Raw genomic sequence first — 17,142 nt, 5'->3', positions numbered from 1 at the left:
AAGCTCCGGTAGACGGACCCGCCGGCTCAAAGCGTCAGGAATGGCAGGTAGCTGAAGGCAATCACGGAGGAGATGGCTACGAGATAGAACGGCCAGAGCTCGCGCGAGGCAGCGATGATTGAGACCCTTGCGATCGACGCCGAGATGAAGAGTGTCGTGCCGACCGGAGGCGTATAGAGTCCGACGGCGAGATTGAGCACCATGATGAGGCCGAGTTGGGTGAGGTCGAGGCCGATGGCATTGGCGAGGGGTACGAAGATCGGTCCGAGCAGCAGGATCGCCGCCGGCAGGTCGATGAACATGCCTGCAACCAGCATGATAAAGTTCATCGCCAGGATGATCAGCCACGGCTCCTGCAGGGTTTCCAGCGACCATGCGGCGAACCGCTGCGGCACTTGGGCGAAAGTCATCAGCCAGCCGACGGCCGAGGAGCCCATGATTACCAGCATCACGACGCCGGTCGCGACGCCTGCGGCAATCAGGGCATTGATAAAACGCCCGACGGTCATGTCGCTATAGACGAAGACGCCCACGGCGAGCGCGTAGAAGACCGCGATTGCGGATACTTCCGTCGGTGTAGCGAAGCCGAAGCGCAATAGCACTAGAATCAGGATGGGCATCACCAGCGCGGGCAATGCACTGACGAAGAGACGGCGGCATTTGGGCCAGTCGAAAGCCTGGTCGTTGTGCGGAAAGCCGCGCAGGCGTGCGGAGAGATTGCAGACCGTCACGAAACCAGTTGTCAGGATCAATCCGGGCAGCACGCCTGCCACGAAGAGATGGGCCACCGAAACGCCGGACACCAGGGAATAGAGGATGAAGGGGATCGACGGCGGAATAAGGATGGCGATCGAGGCGGAGGCGGCATTATTGGCCGCAGTGAAGCCACCTGGATAGCCCTGGCGCTTCTGCCAAGGGATCAGCATGCCGCCGAGCGCGGTTGCATCCGCCACCGCCGATCCGGAAACGCCGCCGAAGACGCAGCTCCCGACGACGCTGACCGAGCCAAGGCCGCCGCGAAAACGCTGTACCAGTTCGGTTGCAAAACCGATTAGCGCCTCGCCAAGCCGGCCCGACATCATCAGGCTGCCGGCGAGGATGAAGAAGGGTAGCGCCAGCATGGGAAAGGACTGGGTCTCGCCCACCATCTGCTGAGCGAGCAGCATCAGCGGAACCTGTCCGCCCCAGAGCAGGGCGCCACCCGAAGCAATGACAAGCACATGTGCTACCGGAACGGCAAGCGCCAGAAGGCCGAGAAAGAGGAGAATGAGGACGATGATCATTGCACGCTGTCCTCCGGACGGCCTTCCGGCGCGGCATCAGGTCCGAGCAGGGCGACGCGGATTGCAATTGAGACGGCACCGACTGCTGTCAGGGCAGCGCCGACCGCAAGAGCATAGTAGCCAAGGCTTCCTGGCGTGCCCAGCAGTGGATTTCGCTCTGCCGCGGCAATGTCCGCAACCTGTAGCGCGACGCTGCAAAGCACTATGTAGGCGGCCGTAATCAACAGGTTGATCACCACGACCAGCACCTGCCGCCGACGCGTCGACAGCACTCTGAAGATGAGATCCACGGCAATATGGTTGCCGCCCTGCAAGGCGAGCACGACACCTGCCATGATGAACCAGGCGAAGGCGAGCTTGGGTACCTCCTCCGCCCAGTTGAGTCCTCCGACCGAGATGATGTAACGGGCCACGACGTTGAGCCCTATGCTGCCGAGCATGACGAGGCCGGCGAGCACAACTACGGTCTTGCAGACAAGGCCAATCAGGCCGTTCACCAGATCGAGGACCCGCAGCACGGGCATTTCGATCTGGCTCTTCTCCGTCGCCGTTAGCGGCTTGGTCATGCTCCGACCGCCGACCGAAGGTCTTTCACGAAACCGCCGAAGGGTTTGTTCTGCCACTTGTCGAGGACGCCCGCCGTTGCCCTGCGGAAGGCCGCGAGGTCGACCTCGTTTACCTCGACGGCTGGATTGGCCTTGAATTCGCCCAGTAGCTTCTTGTTGCCGTCCGCCGACAGGCCGATCTGCAGGGTCGTGCACTCGGCCATGGCGACCTTGATGGCAGCCTTGCCGGCGTCATCGATCTGGGCCCAGGCGATCTTCGACATCAGGATCGGCGTACTCTCCCATTTGTGGGCCGACAGGCTGATGTATTTGTTCACTTCGTAGAGCTTGGCGCTGGCGATGTTGGTGAGGGGGTTTTCCTGACCATCGACGACACCCTGCTGTAGCGCGACGTAGAGTTCGGAGAAGGCGATCTGCTGAGTGGCGGCGCCGAGCGACTCGAAGATGTCGATAGTCGCTGGATCGGAGGGCGTGCGGATCTTGAGACCCTTGAGGTCCGCCGGTTCCTTGATTGGACGCTTGGAATTGGTGATGTTGCGGATGCCGTTGTCCCAGAAGCCGAGGAGCACGATGCCAACTTCGTCGAACTTGGCCGCTAGCTGATCGGTCAGCGAGCCGGAGACGGTCTTGATCGCAGTCGCCGCGTCCTGGAAGAGGAACGGCAGGCCAAAGGCCGCCAGTTCCGGCACCAGCGAGGAAGCCGTACCCTGGCTGTTGGCCGAAATCGAGAGCGCGCCCGTGCGCAGGCTCGTCAGCATGGCATTGTCGTTGCCAAGCTGCGCAGAACCGGCAACGGTGATCTCGACGGCACCGCCGGTCTTTTCCCTGACGATCTCGGCGAATTTGTCGGCGGCAATGGTGCGCGGATTTCCGGGGGCGGCGCCGTGGCCGAAGGTGAGGGCCGTGGCGGCTCTTGCCCGGCTGATGAAAGGCATGGAGAGCGTGCCGGCAAGGCTGAGGGCGGCTGCGGACTGGAGCAGGGCCCGACGCGAAGTGGTCGTTGTCGTCTTCATCTTGGTTCCTCCCACCATACTGTCGCGGGCCGTGCGACCTCTCCGGTCGCTCCCGCGAGTTTCAGGCCCTTCTTCTTGTTGGCAAGGCCTTGAATAAAATTACAAAACGCGTTGGTATTGTTGTTGACCGGACGGTCAGGAAATACCTACCGGCAGCGATTTACTTCAGCCAGTGTCGGATCCTGGCACACATTTCCACGGTCGATATGCCGTAGCGATCATGCAGCGTCGGCAGGGCGCCCGCGTCGAGGAATGCATCGGGCAGCGCGATTTGGCCAAAGATCGGGTGGATGCCGGAGCGCAGCAGCAATCCTGCAACCGCCTCGCCAAGGCCGCCGACGATGGAATGGTTTTCGGCGACCACGACCAACCGGCCTGGCTTGCCGGCCGCGGCGAGAATCGTTTCCTCGTCGAGCGGCTTTAGGGTCGGCACATGCAGCACGCCGACGTCGATTTGATCACGGGCAAGCGCGGTGGCGGTCTCAAGCGCGCGCATGGTCATGAAGCCGGTAGAGATGATCAGGACATCGGCCCCATCTCGCAGCATGGTCGCCTTGCCGATCTTGAACTCATAGCCGTATTCGTCGAGCACCAGAGGCACGTTACCGCGCAACAGGCGCATATAGACCGGCCCCGGATGGGCCGCGATAGCGGGCACGGCCTGTTCGATCTCCAGCGCGTCGCAGGGATCGAGCACCATCAGGTTCGGCATGGCGCGGAAAATCGCCAAGTCGTCGGTTGCCTGGTGGCTCGGACCGTAACCGGTCGTTAGGCCCGGTAGCGCGCAGACGATCTTCACCGGAAGGTTTTCTTCCGCGATCGCCATGCAGATGAAGTCATAGGCTCGACGGGCCGCAAAGACGGCGTAGGTGGTGGCGAAGGGCAGGAAGCCTTCCCGCGCCATGCCGGCAGCGGCACCCATCAGCAGCTGTTCGGCCATGCCCATCTGGTAGTAGCGATCGGGGAAAGCCTGAGCGAAGATGTGCAGGTCGGTGTATTTGCCAAGGTCAGCGGTCAGGCCGACGACATCGGGCCGCTCGCCGGCAAGCTGCACCAGTGCATGGCCGAAGGGTGCGGCCTTCGTGCGCTGACCTTCGCCGGCGATGGAAGCGATCATCGCCGATGTCGTGAGGCGGGGCTTGGCCGCCGTTGGGTTGCCTGCCGCGCTCATGCCACAAACTCCTCGTCCAGGGCACTGATGGCCTTGTCCCATTCATCGGCATCGACGCGGATGAAATGGTTCTTCTCTCGCGCCTCCAGAAAGGAAACACCGCATCCCATCAACGTGTCGCAGACGATGACGCGGGGTTCCGGCCCCTCATACGCGCGGGCCGCATCGAAGGCCGCCGTGAGCGCCTCGATGTCGTTGCCGTTGACGCGTTGCGTGTGCCACCCGAAGGCGCGCCATTTCGCGTCGATCGGCTCGCTGGAGAGCACGGTGGCCGGCGGGCCGTCTGCCTGCTGGTTGTTGACATCGACGATGGCGATCAGATTGTCGAGTTGGTAATGGGCGGCGGACATGGCCGCCTCCCAGGTCGAGCCTTCGCCGAGTTCGCCGTCGGACAGCAGGTTGTAGACGAAGGCGCCAGAGCCCTTGCGCTTCAGCCCGAGGCAGGCGCCAACGGCAATCGGAAGACCCTGGCCAAGCGAGCCCCCGGTAATCTCCATGCCGGGCGTATAGGTCGCCATGCCGGACATGGGCAGGCGGCTGTTGTCGCTGCCGTAAGATTCCACTTCCTCGCGCGGCAGTACGCCGACCTCGACGAGAACGGCATAGAGCGCTATCGCATAATGCCCGATGGAGAGATAGAAGCGATCGCGGTCCTCCCAATGGGGATCATCCGGCTTCAGATTCAGCGCGTGAAAATAGGACACCGCCAGGATGTCGGCGACATCAAGGGCCTGGGCGATGTAACCCTGACCCTGCACCTTGCCCATCTGGAGGGCCGTGCGGCGGATCTGGTAGGCCTTTTCGGTCAGCGGCCGGTTATGGCCGGGATTGGGCGCATTCATGGTCGCACCTCCGTCGATTGTCAGGAGCACAGTGCGCGGCGTTTGAGGACGCGCACCTGCTGGGGGCATCGTCAATGGATCAGCATGCCGCCGTTGACGTCGATGACCGTGCCGGTGAGGTAGGCGGAGAGGTCGCTCGCCAGGAACAGGAAGATGTTGGCGACGTCCTGCGGCACGCCGAGGCGGGCAAGCGGGATGCCCTCGAGAATCTTGCCGCGGGCTTCGTCGGAGATCTTGCCGGCGTTGATGTCGGTCTGGATGAGGCCAGGCGTCACGCAATTGACGCGGATGCCGTCGGCGCCAAGCTCACGAGCCATCGCCTTGGCGAGCCCGAGCACGCCGGCCTTGGCGGCCGAATAGTGCGCGCCGCCGAGAATGCCCCCGCCGCGCTGTGCCGAAACCGACGACATGCAGGCGATGGCGCCCTGCTTGCGGCCGCGCATGTGCGGCATGAGAGCTTGGGAGAGGAAGAGCACGCCCTTGAGATTGACGCCTTGGATGCGATCCCAGGAACCTTCGTCGATGTCCCAGACCTTGATCGCCTGGGTGATGCCGGCGTTGTTGATCAGGATATCGACGGCGCCGAAGGCCGCCAGAACCTCGCCGATCGCCCGGTCGCAGTCGGCACGGTCGGTGACGTTGCAGGCTACGCCGATGTGACCATCGCCGAGTTCGCTTGCCGCGCGCTTGGCGCCTTCTCCGTCGAGATCGAGAATGGCGACACGGGCGCCCTGCGCCGCAAATGTCCTGGCCGTTGCGAACCCGATGCCTCGCGGTCCTGCCGCGCCGGAAATGACGGCGGTCTTGCCCTCAAGGAGCATGGCTCTCTCCCCATCGTGCGAACCGTCGATCCATACCGATCTTTTGATCGTGTCGGCGGCCGCTTGTTGTTATTGCCGGAGAGTTTGATGTCAGAAAGAAGAACTGTAAAACGCAAACATTGCATCAATCAATGAAATCTGCTCATCTATTGTAATGAAGAACATTCCGGTCGGTTCCCTTCGCGTCTTCGAGGCTGCGGCGAGATCGGGTTCCTTTCGTCTCGCCGGCGAGGAACTCGGTATTTCGCCGAGCGCCGTGAGCCACGCCGTCCGCAAGCTGGAAGATCAGGTCGGTACGGAGCTATTCGTGCGCGAGGGGCGCAGCGTGCGCCTCAATCCGGGCGGCGAAACTCTGCTGCGACATGTGTCGAGCGCATTCAACCAGATGCGCCACGGGCTGGAAATTGTCGGGGCCCGGTCCGATGCGCTGCTTCGCCTGCATTGCGCGCCCAGCATGGCCGCGCAATGGCTCATGCCGCGTCTGCCTGTGCTGATGGCGAACATGCCCGGCTTGAAAGTACGTCTGTCGGCCAGCACGGACTATCCGCGCTTCCACAACGACGAATTTGATCTCGACATCAGGTACGGTCCGCCACGTCAGGAGGGGCTCATCGCCATTCCGCTCGGGGAAGAAATCGTGACGCCACTCTGCCGTCCGGAGATGGCAGGCGACATTCGCGATCCGATGGATCTTTTCGAATTGCCCCTGATCGAAAGCGAGCACAAGCAGGTGCGTTGGAGCGACTGGTTCGCGGTCAACGGACTGCCGCCGCCACCGCCCGGCGACAGCCGTTTTGACCGCAGTTTCATGGCGATTTCGGCTGCCGCCGACGGCATGGGTATCGCCTTGGAATCTACACGTCTAGCGGAACGGGAAATCGCCAGCGGCCGTCTCGTCGCACCACTGACGAACGTCGCGCGTGACGCGACCTACATCGGCCATTTCCTTGTCTATCCGCCAACAGCAAGCCCGCGGCGGTCCGTCCGGGCTTTCTCCGATTGGCTTTCCAGCGAACTTGCCTTGCCGCCCGTAAGTCATGCGTAGCGGGCAATGCGGCAAGGATGCTCGGCGCATTCAGCTGGGCACCAACTCGTCGGGGCACACGTCCTTTCTTTGCCTACGCGAGGAGCAGGTCGATCTGCTCCGGAAAACGCTGTCACAGACCGTAGATGTGCAGAACGTTAGTCCGGCCGTTGCCGGTGTCGACCTGACTGATCAGGCCAGATTCGTGCAAAAAGCGGAAATGATAGGTGCGCGCCGCCTTCGTCACCGGCAGATCAAAGGACTCGCAGAGGCGGATCTGCGAAAGCGCGGCCGCAAGTGCCGGAACCACTTCCTGGCGCATAGGTTCGGCCAGCCACGAAAACAGGGCGCAGATTTCCATCTCATCGATGCTCGGGTGACCATCTTCATCAGGCAAGCGGGCTCTCTTTCCGCCATTCATTTCGATAAATAATTGAATTTATTCTATTATGTCGGATGGATGCGGCGAATGTCCCAACATTTATCCCAAAGTTCTGCTCCAACTTAGTCTAAGCGTCGATTGATGTATGAGAAGCTGCGGCTCATCACGAGGGGATCGAGATTGGACCGTGTGGGCGTCTGAATGCGCCCTTATGGGCAGGTTGGCCACCAGGCCGGAAAATACGAACGAATACTGCCGCTTCTACCCGATAAATGGTCATCCCTCGAAGTGGTACTAGTTCGCGGCCGTCACCAAGAATGCGCAGTTGGATGCTCTGACGACAAGATGGAGGCATGTCGAAAGGCCTTGGCGGGCAATCCCGACGTGCGGTCTGTAGTCTGTACGCTCAATGGAAATGAGCCTCCCCCACTGAACTGGTCCACCGCTATGCATAGGAAACGGAGGACCAGTTCAGTGGGGGAGGCTCAACCTTAACCCGGCAGTTCGACGTCGACGCGCCGGACACCGTCTGGGTAACGGACATCACCTATATCAAGACCATGGAGGGCTTTGCCTATCTGGCCGTGGTCATCGATCTGTTCTCGCGCCGCGTCATCGGCTGGTCCCTGCAAAGCCAGCAGACCAGCGAGGTCGTCCTTCAAGCCCATCATATGGCCGTCTGGAGACGGAAGCCGCAGAACACGGTGCTGGTACATTCCGACCAAGGCTCCCAATTCACCAGCATGGACTGGGCGAGCTTCCTGCGGCACCACAATCTGGCTCACCCCATGAGCCGGCCTGGGAGCTGCCATGACAATGCCGTGGCCGAGAGCTTCTTCAACCTGCTCAAGCGCGAGAGGATCAGGCGCCGTACCTATCGAACGCGGGATGAAGCGCGCCAGGATGTGCTCGATTACATCGAGATGTTCTACCGCCGCCCCCCCCCGAAAACACGTCCGCAACGGCATGCTCTCACCCGCCGAGTTCGAACGGCGGCACCAAACCTAAACTCGAAGGGGTCTACAGAACGCGGCGCTATTCAGAATGCGGATGATCCTTTTGCGGTGACGGTGCTTCGGGCGAGGTCGCCAGTACTGCTTCCACGGCCGACGTCCGGGCGGCAAGCGTTTGGGAAGGATCAGCTATAGGCGAGATGAGTTGGACAATTGGGCCCCGCTTTTGCAATTCATTCCGCGATGTTGCACCCGACTGATAACAGCCGTCCCGGCATGTTCTGATAGCAGACGGGCCTCAAAAAGCGACGGATCGCCAGACTGCCGACCGAGGTGGAGCGTCCGTCGGACGTCGCGGGGAAAGGACCGCCGTGGACCATGGCATGGTCGACTTCAACGCCGGTTCCGAAGCCATTGACGACGAGCCGCCCGGCCTTGGTCTCAAGCAGGGGCAGCAGCGCGCGCGCCGATGGATGGTCCTCCTCGTCGATGTGAATGGCAATGGTCAGCTGGCCCTCTAGCGTTGCCGCGACCCGGCTCATCTCGTCCTGATCGCGGCAGCGCACGATCAGTGATGCTGCGCCGAAGACCTCCTCATGCAGCCGTTTGTCTTCAAGGAAATCAACGGCCGTCGTGGCAAAGAGTGCCGGTCGGGCCGCCGAGGCATCCGAGGTCGGCTCCTTGGTCAGGGTCTCAACGCGCAGCTGGCCGCCAAGAAAGTCGACACCGCGGCAGTAGGCATCAAAGATGCCGGCAGTCAGCATGGTCTGCGGCGGGCTTTGATGAAGGGCTTCGACGGCACCGCCGATGAAGGCTTCGAGCCCGTCGCCGTCGACAGCAAGGACGAGGCCTGGGTTGGTGCAGAATTGGCCTGCGCCCAGCGTAAGGGCGGCCGCGAAGGCCCGTCCGATGCCTTCACCGCGGGTGGCCAGTGCCGCGGGGAAGAGGAATACCGGGTTGATGGAGCTCATTTCGGCATAGACCGGGATGGGCTCGGGGCGCTCGGCCGCCGTCCTCATCAAGGCCATGCCTCCTTGCCGGGAGCCTGTGAAACCGACGGCCTTGATGCGCGGATCCGCAACGAGGCGTTGGCCGATGTCGTTGCCGACGCCGAACAGCAAGGAAAAGACACCTTCCGGCAAAGCGCAGGCCTTGACGGCGTCCCGGACAGCCCGCCCGACCAGTTCGGACGTGCCCGGATGGGCGGGATGCGCCTTGACCACCACCGGGCATCCCGCCGCTAGGGCCGATGCCGTATCGCCGCCGGCCACCGAAAAGGCGAGAGGAAAGTTCGAGGCGCCGAAGACGGCGACAGGGCCGAGCGGCAGGTGCCGCAGTCTCAGATCCGGGCGGGGAAGCGGCTTTCGCTCCGGATCAGCGGGAGTATGGCGTTCCCCGATATGAGGGCCGTCGCGCAAGGCATCGGCGAAATGCCGAAGCTGGCCGATGGTCCTCGCTCGTTCACCCTCGATGCGTGGGCGTGGCAGCCCGGTTTCGCTCATGCAGCGTTCGATCAGCAACTCGCCGAGGGCCGCGATGTTGACGCCGATCTGGTCCAGAAAGGCGGCCCGGTCGCTGGGCGAGGTGGATCGATACGCCGCAAAGGCGTCCGCCGCCAGAGCGCAGGCCTGTTCCAGTTCGGCCTTGCCGGCTCCGCCGAATACCGGATCAAGTGGCCGTCCCGTTGTGGCCTCGATCGCCCTGAATGTCGTCTCCGATCCGACGATGTCACGCTGTCCGATCAGTGATGTGCCGTGAATGGCCATCGCGTCCTCCGCCTCGCTATGGATTGCCGTCGCGGATGCCGCCCGCATACCCGGGTCTCCGGTTGCTGCCGAAAGGGGCGCCGAGGGGGGCGGCTTACCTGCAATGATCATGATGACTTGACGGATAGTCATTATATGTCAATAGGAATTTTTTGGCGTTTGATCCCCCGCGCTGATAAGATGGCTGCATACGGAATTTGTCGAAGGAGAGGTGCTTTGGCCATTGTTGAGAAACCCGGTGTTCGCAGGACGCTGACGTCTCGGGTTGCCGACGATCTGCGGCAGCAGATCGAGGCCGGTGACTATGCACCTGGCGACAAATTGCCGACGGAACCCGTGATGGTGGAACGCTTTGGCGTCAGTCGCACGGTCATTCGCGAGGCGATTGCCCTGCTTCGGGCGGATGGACTGGTTGAGTCGCGGCACGGTGTGGGCGTCTTCGTGCTGGGCCCCTCGCAGCAGCCCGAAACACTGGCGCTCTTCACGCATGCAACGGACAAGATTTCCGACATCATCGAGGAACTGGAGCTGCGGATCGGCATCGAGGTCGAAGCCGCTGGGCTTGCCGCGCTGCGCAGCTCTCCGGCTCAGGAAGCGGAGATCCAGGCGCAGCTCGGCCATTTCGAGCAATTGGTCGAAGAGGGGCTGCCGACCGATCAGGCAGATTTCGATTTCCACATGGCAATCGCCGCGGCGACAAACAACAACCGCTTCAAGGCCTTCCTGCAGCATATCGGCAAGCGCATCATTCCGCGTGTCAAGTTCCGCACTGTGATGGGCGGCGTAGACCCTCTGCCCAATCGCGACGCGATTCTCCTCAAGGAACATGCCGAGGTCGCCGATGCCATTCTGGCGCGCGATCCGGAGCGCGCGCGCGAGGCCATGCGCCGTCATCTCCTTGGCGGCATCAAGCGTTATCGGGCTGTCACGGCGCGCCGGCCGGCTGCTCCGGAGTGAGTTTTGGCTTGACGTCATCTCATAGTCATCATATGAAGACATGGAAGTCATCTTAATACGAGTTGTTCCATGTCCCCCAGCGAACTCAAGACGTGTCTTTCTTCCGGATTGCTCTCCTTTCCGGTCACGCATTTCGGTGACGGGCTTCGGCTCGATCTGGAAAGCTACCGCAGGCACGTGGAGTGGTTGGCCGGCTTCGATGCGGCCGCGCTGTTTGCTGCCGGCGGAACTGGAGAGTTCTTTTCGCTTTCGCCGGCGGAAGTTGGTGCCGTCGTCGAGGCGGCGAAGGAGGCTGCTGGCGATGTTCCGATCATTTCCGGATGTGGTTATGGCCAGGAGCTCGCCAAGGACATCGCGGGTCGGGCCGAAAAGGCCGGAGCCGACGGTCTTCTGCTGCTTCCGCATTATCTCATCGGTGCCCCGCAGGAAGGCATCTACCGTCATGTGAAGGCCGTCTGCCAGTCAACGGGGCTCGGCGTGATCGTCTACAATCGGGCCAACTCCGTCGCGAGCGCCGACACGATGGCGCGCCTTTCCGACGAATGTCCCAATCTCGTCGGCTTCAAGGACGGGACGGGCCAGGTTGGTCTGGTGCGCGAGATCACCGCCAAGCTCGGCGATCGGCTCTGCTATATCGGCGGCATGCCGACGCACGAGCTTTACGCCGAGGCGTTCAATGCCGTCGGTATCACGACCTACTCCTCGGCGGTTTTCAATTTCGTGCCGGATCTCGCCGTCCGCTTCTACAAGGCGATGCGCGCTGGCGACGGCGCGACGATGGAAGCGATCCTGAAGGACTTCTTCTTTCCTTTCGCTGCCATTCGCGACCGCCAGCCCGGCTATGCCGTTTCGATCATCAAGGCGGGTGTCGCGCTCGCCGGCTTTGCTCCGGGACGCGTTCGGCCGCCGCTGACCGATCTGACGGACGAGGAGAAGGGCATGCTCGCCGACCTCGTGGCGCAGAGTGGCCCGCAGACGGCCGCCAAACGAAGGGTGGGCTGAGTATGGCCTGACGCCGGCCCATGCTGGCCGGCCCCAAGATCATGTTCTCCAGAAAGACAAAAAATCCGCCATCGGACGCAAACGCAAGGCGGATCAACGCAACCCAGATGGGGAGGAACGACTATGAGGAAGAACAAGCTCCTCGGCGGGACGGCGACGGCCCTGCTGCTATCGCTGGCCGCGCCGGCCTTTGCCGCGGGAACCGACAGTTCGATCAAGATCGTCGTGCCGGAGCAGCCGAGCAATCTGGAGCCCTGCGGCTCGATCATCACCAGTGTCGGGCAGGTCGTCAGCCAGAACATCACCGAGCCGCTGACGGTCGTCGATCCGAAGAGTGGCCAACCGGAGCCAAAGCTCGCGACGGACTGGACGCAGAAGGACGCAAAGACCTGGATTTTTCATCTCCGCAAGGGCGTGACCTTTCAGGACGGAGAGCCCTTCAACGCCAAGGCGGCTGCCTATTCCATCGACCGCATGACGGGTGGCAAGCTGACCTGTAGCAACGTGGCGAAGTTCGGCGATGTGAAACTGACGGTGACGCCGGTCGATGACTTAACGCTGGAAATCAAGACGGCGGAGCCGCTGCCGATCCTTCCGACGCTTCTGAGTGTCGCCATGATCGTCTCGCCGAAGACTCCGGCCGACCAGCCGGTCAACGATCCGGTCGGAACCGGGCCGTACAAACTGAAAACCTTCACACCCGAGACGGTCGTGCTCGACCGCTATGACGGATATTGGGGTGACAAGCCCCAGGTCGCTGAAGCGACCTATGTCTGGCGTGGCGAATCGTCGATCCGCGCCGCGATGGTCGAGACGGGAGAAGCCGATCTGACCCCCTCGATCGCCATTCAGGACGCGACGAACAAGGCGACGGATTTCGCCTATCTCAATTCCGAGACGACGGATATCCGCATCGACCTCGGATTCGCACCGCTCGACGATGTGCGGGTCCGCAAGGCGCTCAATCTGGCGATCGACTGGGAAGGCCTTGGCGGTCTTCTGGGCGATGATGTCATCCGCGCCTCTCAGATGGTTGTTCCCGGCATCAACGGCCACGACGACGGCCTGAAAGCCTGGGGCTATGATCCGGGGAAAGCCAAGGCGCTGATTGAGGAAGCCCGCAAGGACGGCGTTCCGGTAGACAAGGAAATCCGCTTGATCGGCCGCAACGGCATCTATCCGAACGGTGGCGAAGCGATGGAAGCCATGATGGAGATGTGGCGGGAGGCCGGCCTCAACATCAAGCTGCAGATGCTCGATGTCGCCGACTGGCTGCACTATCTGCAAAAGCCCTTCCCGGAGGATCGCGGTCCGACGCTGCTGCAGATGCAGCACGACAACAACAAGGGCGACGCGGCGTTCACCATCCCCATCTTCTATTCGTCCGACGGCAACTATTCGGCGATGTCCGATCCGGGCATCGACAAGGCGATCGCCGGGGCGCTGGAAGCGACGGGAGCAGAGCGGACGAAGGATTTTCAGACGATCTTCGACAAAGTCCATAATGAGATCGTCGCCGACATCCCGATGTTCCACATGATCGGCTACACGCGTGTCGGTCCGCGTCTCGACTGGAAGCCGAGCCTTGCGACGAACAGCGAAATTCCGATCGCGGACATTCGTCTGAAGGACTGACCATGCGGGGGCCAGATGCACATGTCTGGCCTCAGCCCCCTGACTTTCCCGGTATCATGCCGGCGATATCGACGTGATCGGACCTGGAGGGTTCGTTCACTGTGAAAGAGGGATGCCATGTGGAGCTTTTTCGGCAAGCGGGCCCTGCACAGCATGGCCTCGATGCTTGGCTTGCTCGTGCTCGTCTTCTTCCTGTCCCGGCTGACGGGGGACCCATCGGGGCTCTACCTGCCGCTCGACGCGAGTGCCGGCCAGCGGGCCGAGTTCGCGCATCTCCATGGGCTCGATCGTCCTGTCGTCATCCAGTTCCTGTGCTACCTCGGCGATCTTGCCCATCTCGATTTCGGCCTGTCCCTGCGGCAGAACCGGTCGGCGATGGCCGTGGCGCTGGAAGCCTTCCCCCACACGCTGGCGCTTGCCGTGGTGGCGATGTCGATGGCCATTCTTCTCGCGCTTCTGTTCGGATCGCTGGCCGCCGCGCGCCCGGGTGGATTCTTCGATCGCCTTGTCAATCTTGTCTCGCTGGCCGGTGCCAGTGCACCCGACTTCTGGATGGCCATCGTCGGCATCCTGGTCTTCTCGGTCTCGCTTGACCTCTTGCCGACATCGGGCACCGGTTCGATCGTCTACTGGATCATGCCGGTCACGGTGCTGACCTTGCGCCCTTTCGGCCTCCTGACCCAGGTCGTGCGTGGCACCATGCTGGGCGCGCTGGCCTCGCCCTACATCAAGACGGCGATCGCCAAGGGCGTGCCCGAGCGGCGCATCATCTTCGGCCACGCGCTTCGCTGTTCGCTGCTGCCCGTCGTCACGGTGGCTGGCGACCTTGCCACCGGTCTCGTCAATGGCGCCGTGGTCGTGGAGACTGTGTTCGGCTGGCCGGGCATCGGCAAGCTGATGATCGACGCGATCGTCCAGCGCGACTTCGCCGTGGTGCAATCGACCATTCTCGTCACTGCCGTCGCCATCTTCATTCTCAACATCGCGATCGACATTCTCTACATGGTGCTCGATCCCCGAATCCGGCTTCAGACCTGATGACCATGGTTCTCACCGACGCCCAGCCATCACGCCGCCCGGACTGCAAGCTCTGCCGGCTCGGGCGCTATCTCTGGCGCGACAAGCTGGCGCTCTTTTCCGCGCTCTACCTGCTCTGCCTTCTGGTCGCGGCCATCGCCGGACCGCTGCTGATCGGCGACGCGGCGACGAAGCTTGGCCTGCGCCAACGCAATCTGGCGCCGTTCGACCTCGGCCAGAGCTGGCTCTATGTCCTCGGCGCCGATACGCTGGGTCGCTCGCTGCTTGCCCGCCTCATCGTCGGAGCGCAATACACTCTCGGGATCGCGGCTTTGGCCGTTGCAGCCTCGATGCTGGTCGGCGGAGCGCTCGGTCTTGTTGCCGGCTATTCGGAGCGCTGGTTCAGCCACCTGATCTTGCGTCTTGCCGACGTGATCATGAGCTTTCCCTCGCTGCTGCTGGCGCTGATCGTGCTCTACACGCTTGGACCGAGCATCGCCAATCTCGTCATCGTGCTCACGTTGACGCGCATCCCGGTCTATCTGCGCACGACGCGCGCGGAAGTGCTGGAACTGCGCGAGCGCATGTTCGTGAGTGCGGCGCGGTCCATGGGGGCGAGCCCCACGCGGATCGTGCTCACCCATATCGCGCCTCTGGTGGTGCCGACACTGATGACCATCGCAGCGATCGATTTCGCCACCGTCATCCTGGCGGAATCGGCTCTGAGCTTCCTTGGCCTCGGCATCCAGCCGCCCGACTTCACCTGGGGGGCGATGGTAGCGACGGGCAGGGGCTATCTCGGCAACGCCTGGTGGATCGCCTTCTGGCCCGGGCTGGCGATCATGCTGACGACGCTGTCCCTCAATCTCCTGTCGAGCTGGGCGCGCACGCTCGCCGACCCGCAGCAACGCTGGCGGCTGCAATCGCTGCGGAGGACCGCACGATGAGCGTGCCTGGTGCCGAAATTCTCAAGGTCGACGGCCTGACGGTCGACTTTCTTTCCGACGACGAGCCGGTCCGGGCGGTCGAAAACGTCGGCTTCCGTGTTTGCCGCGGCGAGACCCTCGTCATTCTTGGTGAAAGCGGCTCGGGCAAAAGCGTCAGCACGCGAACGGTGATGGACCTCGTCGACTGTCCGCCAGGCGATCTTGTCGCGGGCCGGATCGCCTTCCATGACATCGATCTGCGCAGCCTCGACAGGAGGGGCCGCCGCGAGATCAACGGTCGTCGCATCGCGATGATTTTCCAAGACCCATTGGCCCATCTCAATCCGGTTCTGAGTATCGGCCGGCAGATCGCCGAGGTCTTTGAGGTCCACGGTATCGCGCGGGGCGCCGAGGCCCGGCGTCGGTCACTCGATCTTCTGAAGCGGGTTGGCATTCCCGATCCTGAAACCCGCATTGGTCAGTATCCGCATCAGTTCTCGGGCGGGCAGCGCCAACGCATCATGATCGCGATGGCTATCGCGCTCGATCCGGAGGTGCTGATTGCCGACGAGCCGACGACGGCGCTCGACCTCAGTGTCCAGGCACAGATTCTCGACCTCCTGCGCAATCTGCAGGCCGAGAAACACATGGCCCTCGTTCTGATCACGCATGACCTGGACGTCGCCGCGGCCATGGCCGATCGCATCATGGTGATGAAGGGCGGCCGGATTGTCGAAGAGGGCAGGGCGGAAGACGTCTTCAACCGCCCCCTGCACGACTACACCAAGCGTCTGATGGCCGCCCATGCTCATACGCCGCCTGCGGCGCGGGCGGCGCCAGATCGGGCAACAGGCGAATGCCTTCTCAAGGTCGAGCACCTCGTCAAGGACTATGGGCTCTCGGGGGGGCTGTTCGGCGGGCAGCGCAGCCTGCGCGCGCTCGACGACGTGAGTTTCGACCTTGCCCGCGGCGAGACTCTCGGCATCGTTGGGGAATCCGGCTCCGGCAAGTCGACGATCGCCCGCATCCTGCTGAGGCTGAACGACCCGACCTCCGGCAAGGCTCTTTTCGACGGCCGGGATATCTTTGGGCTTTCCGGCAAGTCACTGCTCGATCTGCGCCGAAAGGTCCAGATGGTGTTCCAGGACCCGAGCGGTTCGCTGAACCCGCGGATGGATGTTGAGCGGATCATCTCAGAGCCATGGCGCATTCACAGCGACATGCTGGAGAGGACACACTGGCGCGACCGGGTCGTCGAGCTTCTCGAACTCGTCGGCCTGAAGGCGGATCACACCACGCGCTACCCGCACCAGTTTTCGGGCGGTCAGCAGCAGCGTATCGCTATCGCGCGGGCGCTTGCCAGCGAACCGCAACTCATCGTGTGCGACGAGGCGGTTTCGGCCCTCGACGTTTCCATTCAGATCCAGGTCGTCGATCTTCTCGCCGACCTGAAGTCCCGCCTCGGCCTGTCCTATCTGTTCATCACCCATGATCTGCCGATCGTACGCCACTTCGCCGACAGGATCATCGTGATGCAGAAGGGCCGCATTGTCGAAGACGGATCGACGGAAACGATCTTCGGCAATCCGGCGCACGCCTATACGCGCAAGCTCCTCGATGCTGCACCAAGACCGAAATGGTCGGAAGCAGACGAAGGATAACTCTCGATAGCGGTGACAAACTGGAAGCATCCGCAGGTCGGCATTCGGGGTCTTCGGCCAGTCGAGGTCGTAGTTCTCAAATGGCTTGTCATTGTCCGTCGTCAGAACATGTGGCTCAGATCG

At 62.4% G+C, this 17,142-nt stretch carries 15 protein-coding genes and 1 pseudogene; 8 read left to right on the top strand and 8 right to left on the bottom strand.

From position 1 onward, the window contains the following. Window positions 1-26: 26 nt before the first annotated feature. From HDIA_RS24730 to HDIA_RS24705, 6 genes are all read right to left on the bottom strand, one after another. Window positions 27-1,283 carry a TRAP transporter large permease gene (locus HDIA_RS24730; protein WP_099559179.1) on the bottom strand — a complete coding sequence of 419 codons (1,257 nt, stop codon included), beginning with the start codon at window positions 1,281-1,283 and terminating at the stop codon, window positions 27-29. After that, window positions 1,280-1,849 carry a TRAP transporter small permease gene (locus HDIA_RS24725; RefSeq protein WP_099559178.1) on the bottom strand — a complete coding sequence of 190 codons (570 nt, stop codon included), beginning with the start codon at window positions 1,847-1,849 and terminating at the stop codon, window positions 1,280-1,282. The genes HDIA_RS24730 and HDIA_RS24725 overlap by 4 nt, the downstream gene beginning before the upstream one ends. Continuing rightward, window positions 1,846-2,862: a TRAP transporter substrate-binding protein gene (locus HDIA_RS24720; RefSeq protein WP_173796361.1), complete on the bottom strand. Its 1,017-nt coding sequence runs from the start codon at window positions 2,860-2,862 to the stop codon at window positions 1,846-1,848. The genes HDIA_RS24725 and HDIA_RS24720 overlap by 4 nt, the downstream gene beginning before the upstream one ends. A gap of 160 nt (window positions 2,863-3,022) precedes the next feature. Continuing rightward, the gene (locus HDIA_RS24715) at window positions 3,023-4,033 is read right to left on the bottom strand and encodes a transketolase family protein (RefSeq protein WP_099559177.1); all 1,011 of its coding nucleotides are present in this window, start codon (window positions 4,031-4,033) and stop codon (window positions 3,023-3,025) included. Next, window positions 4,030-4,875, bottom strand: coding sequence for a transketolase (locus HDIA_RS24710; protein ID WP_099559176.1), 846 nt, complete (start codon window positions 4,873-4,875; stop codon window positions 4,030-4,032). Before HDIA_RS24710 ends, HDIA_RS24715 begins: the two co-directional genes overlap by 4 nt. Window positions 4,876-4,946: 71 nt before the next feature. Continuing rightward, a complete protein-coding gene (locus HDIA_RS24705; protein ID WP_099559175.1) occupies window positions 4,947-5,696 on the bottom strand; it encodes an SDR family NAD(P)-dependent oxidoreductase in 750 nt (249 codons plus the stop codon). A 154-nt stretch (window positions 5,697-5,850) separates the two neighbouring features. On the opposite strand from HDIA_RS24705, the gene HDIA_RS24700 reads away from it, so the two are divergent. Next, window positions 5,851-6,741 carry a LysR substrate-binding domain-containing protein gene (locus HDIA_RS24700; protein ID WP_099559174.1) on the top strand — a complete coding sequence of 297 codons (891 nt, stop codon included), beginning with the start codon at window positions 5,851-5,853 and terminating at the stop codon, window positions 6,739-6,741. A 112-nt stretch (window positions 6,742-6,853) separates the two neighbouring features. Here HDIA_RS24700 and HDIA_RS24695 read toward each other — a convergent pair whose 3' ends face one another. Further along, window positions 6,854-7,117 carry an ArsR family transcriptional regulator gene (locus tag HDIA_RS24695; RefSeq protein ID WP_157775827.1) on the bottom strand — a complete coding sequence of 88 codons (264 nt, stop codon included), beginning with the start codon at window positions 7,115-7,117 and terminating at the stop codon, window positions 6,854-6,856. Window positions 7,118-7,587: 470 nt separating this feature from the next. Between HDIA_RS24695 and HDIA_RS24690 the strand changes: the two are divergent. Then, window positions 7,588-8,110 (top strand): annotated as a pseudogene (locus HDIA_RS24690) (IS3 family transposase); the annotation flags it as partial. A 178-nt stretch (window positions 8,111-8,288) separates the two neighbouring features. Here the strand turns inward: HDIA_RS24690 and HDIA_RS24685 are convergent. After that, window positions 8,289-9,821, bottom strand: coding sequence for an aldehyde dehydrogenase (NADP(+)) (locus HDIA_RS24685; protein ID WP_099559240.1), 1,533 nt, complete (start codon window positions 9,819-9,821; stop codon window positions 8,289-8,291). A 180-nt stretch (window positions 9,822-10,001) separates the two neighbouring features. Here HDIA_RS24685 and HDIA_RS24680 point away from each other — a divergent pair, with 180 nt between their 5' ends. The 6 genes from HDIA_RS24680 (at window position 10,002) to HDIA_RS24655 (ending at window position 17,019) form a co-directional block, all read left to right on the top strand. Next, on the top strand, window positions 10,002-10,778 hold the full coding sequence (locus tag HDIA_RS24680) for a FadR/GntR family transcriptional regulator (RefSeq protein ID WP_099559172.1): 777 nt from the start codon (window positions 10,002-10,004) through the stop codon (window positions 10,776-10,778). Between the two features lie 69 nt (window positions 10,779-10,847). Continuing rightward, the gene (gene kdgD / locus HDIA_RS24675; protein ID WP_099559171.1) at window positions 10,848-11,780 is read left to right on the top strand and encodes a 5-dehydro-4-deoxyglucarate dehydratase; all 933 of its coding nucleotides are present in this window, start codon (window positions 10,848-10,850) and stop codon (window positions 11,778-11,780) included. A 123-nt stretch (window positions 11,781-11,903) separates the two neighbouring features. Beyond that, window positions 11,904-13,415, top strand: a complete 1,512-nt coding sequence (locus tag HDIA_RS24670) for an ABC transporter substrate-binding protein (RefSeq protein WP_099559170.1) — start codon at window positions 11,904-11,906, stop codon at window positions 13,413-13,415. 117 nt (window positions 13,416-13,532) lie between these two features. Then, window positions 13,533-14,453 (top strand): ABC transporter permease, encoded by a 921-nt coding sequence (locus HDIA_RS24665; protein WP_099559169.1) that lies wholly within the window; start codon window positions 13,533-13,535, stop codon window positions 14,451-14,453. Then, window positions 14,453-15,379, top strand: a complete 927-nt coding sequence (locus tag HDIA_RS24660; protein WP_425432974.1) for an ABC transporter permease — start codon at window positions 14,453-14,455, stop codon at window positions 15,377-15,379. The genes HDIA_RS24665 and HDIA_RS24660 overlap by 1 nt, the downstream gene beginning before the upstream one ends. After that, window positions 15,376-17,019, top strand: coding sequence for an ABC transporter ATP-binding protein (locus tag HDIA_RS24655; protein ID WP_099559168.1), 1,644 nt, complete (start codon window positions 15,376-15,378; stop codon window positions 17,017-17,019). Before HDIA_RS24660 ends, HDIA_RS24655 begins: the two co-directional genes overlap by 4 nt. The last annotated feature ends 123 nt before the right edge of the window (window positions 17,020-17,142 follow it).

The organism is Hartmannibacter diazotrophicus, from assembly GCF_900231165.1.
Taxonomy (GTDB): domain Bacteria; phylum Pseudomonadota; class Alphaproteobacteria; order Rhizobiales; family Pleomorphomonadaceae; genus Hartmannibacter; species Hartmannibacter diazotrophicus.
This window is presented reverse-complemented; position numbering and strand designations above follow the sequence as displayed.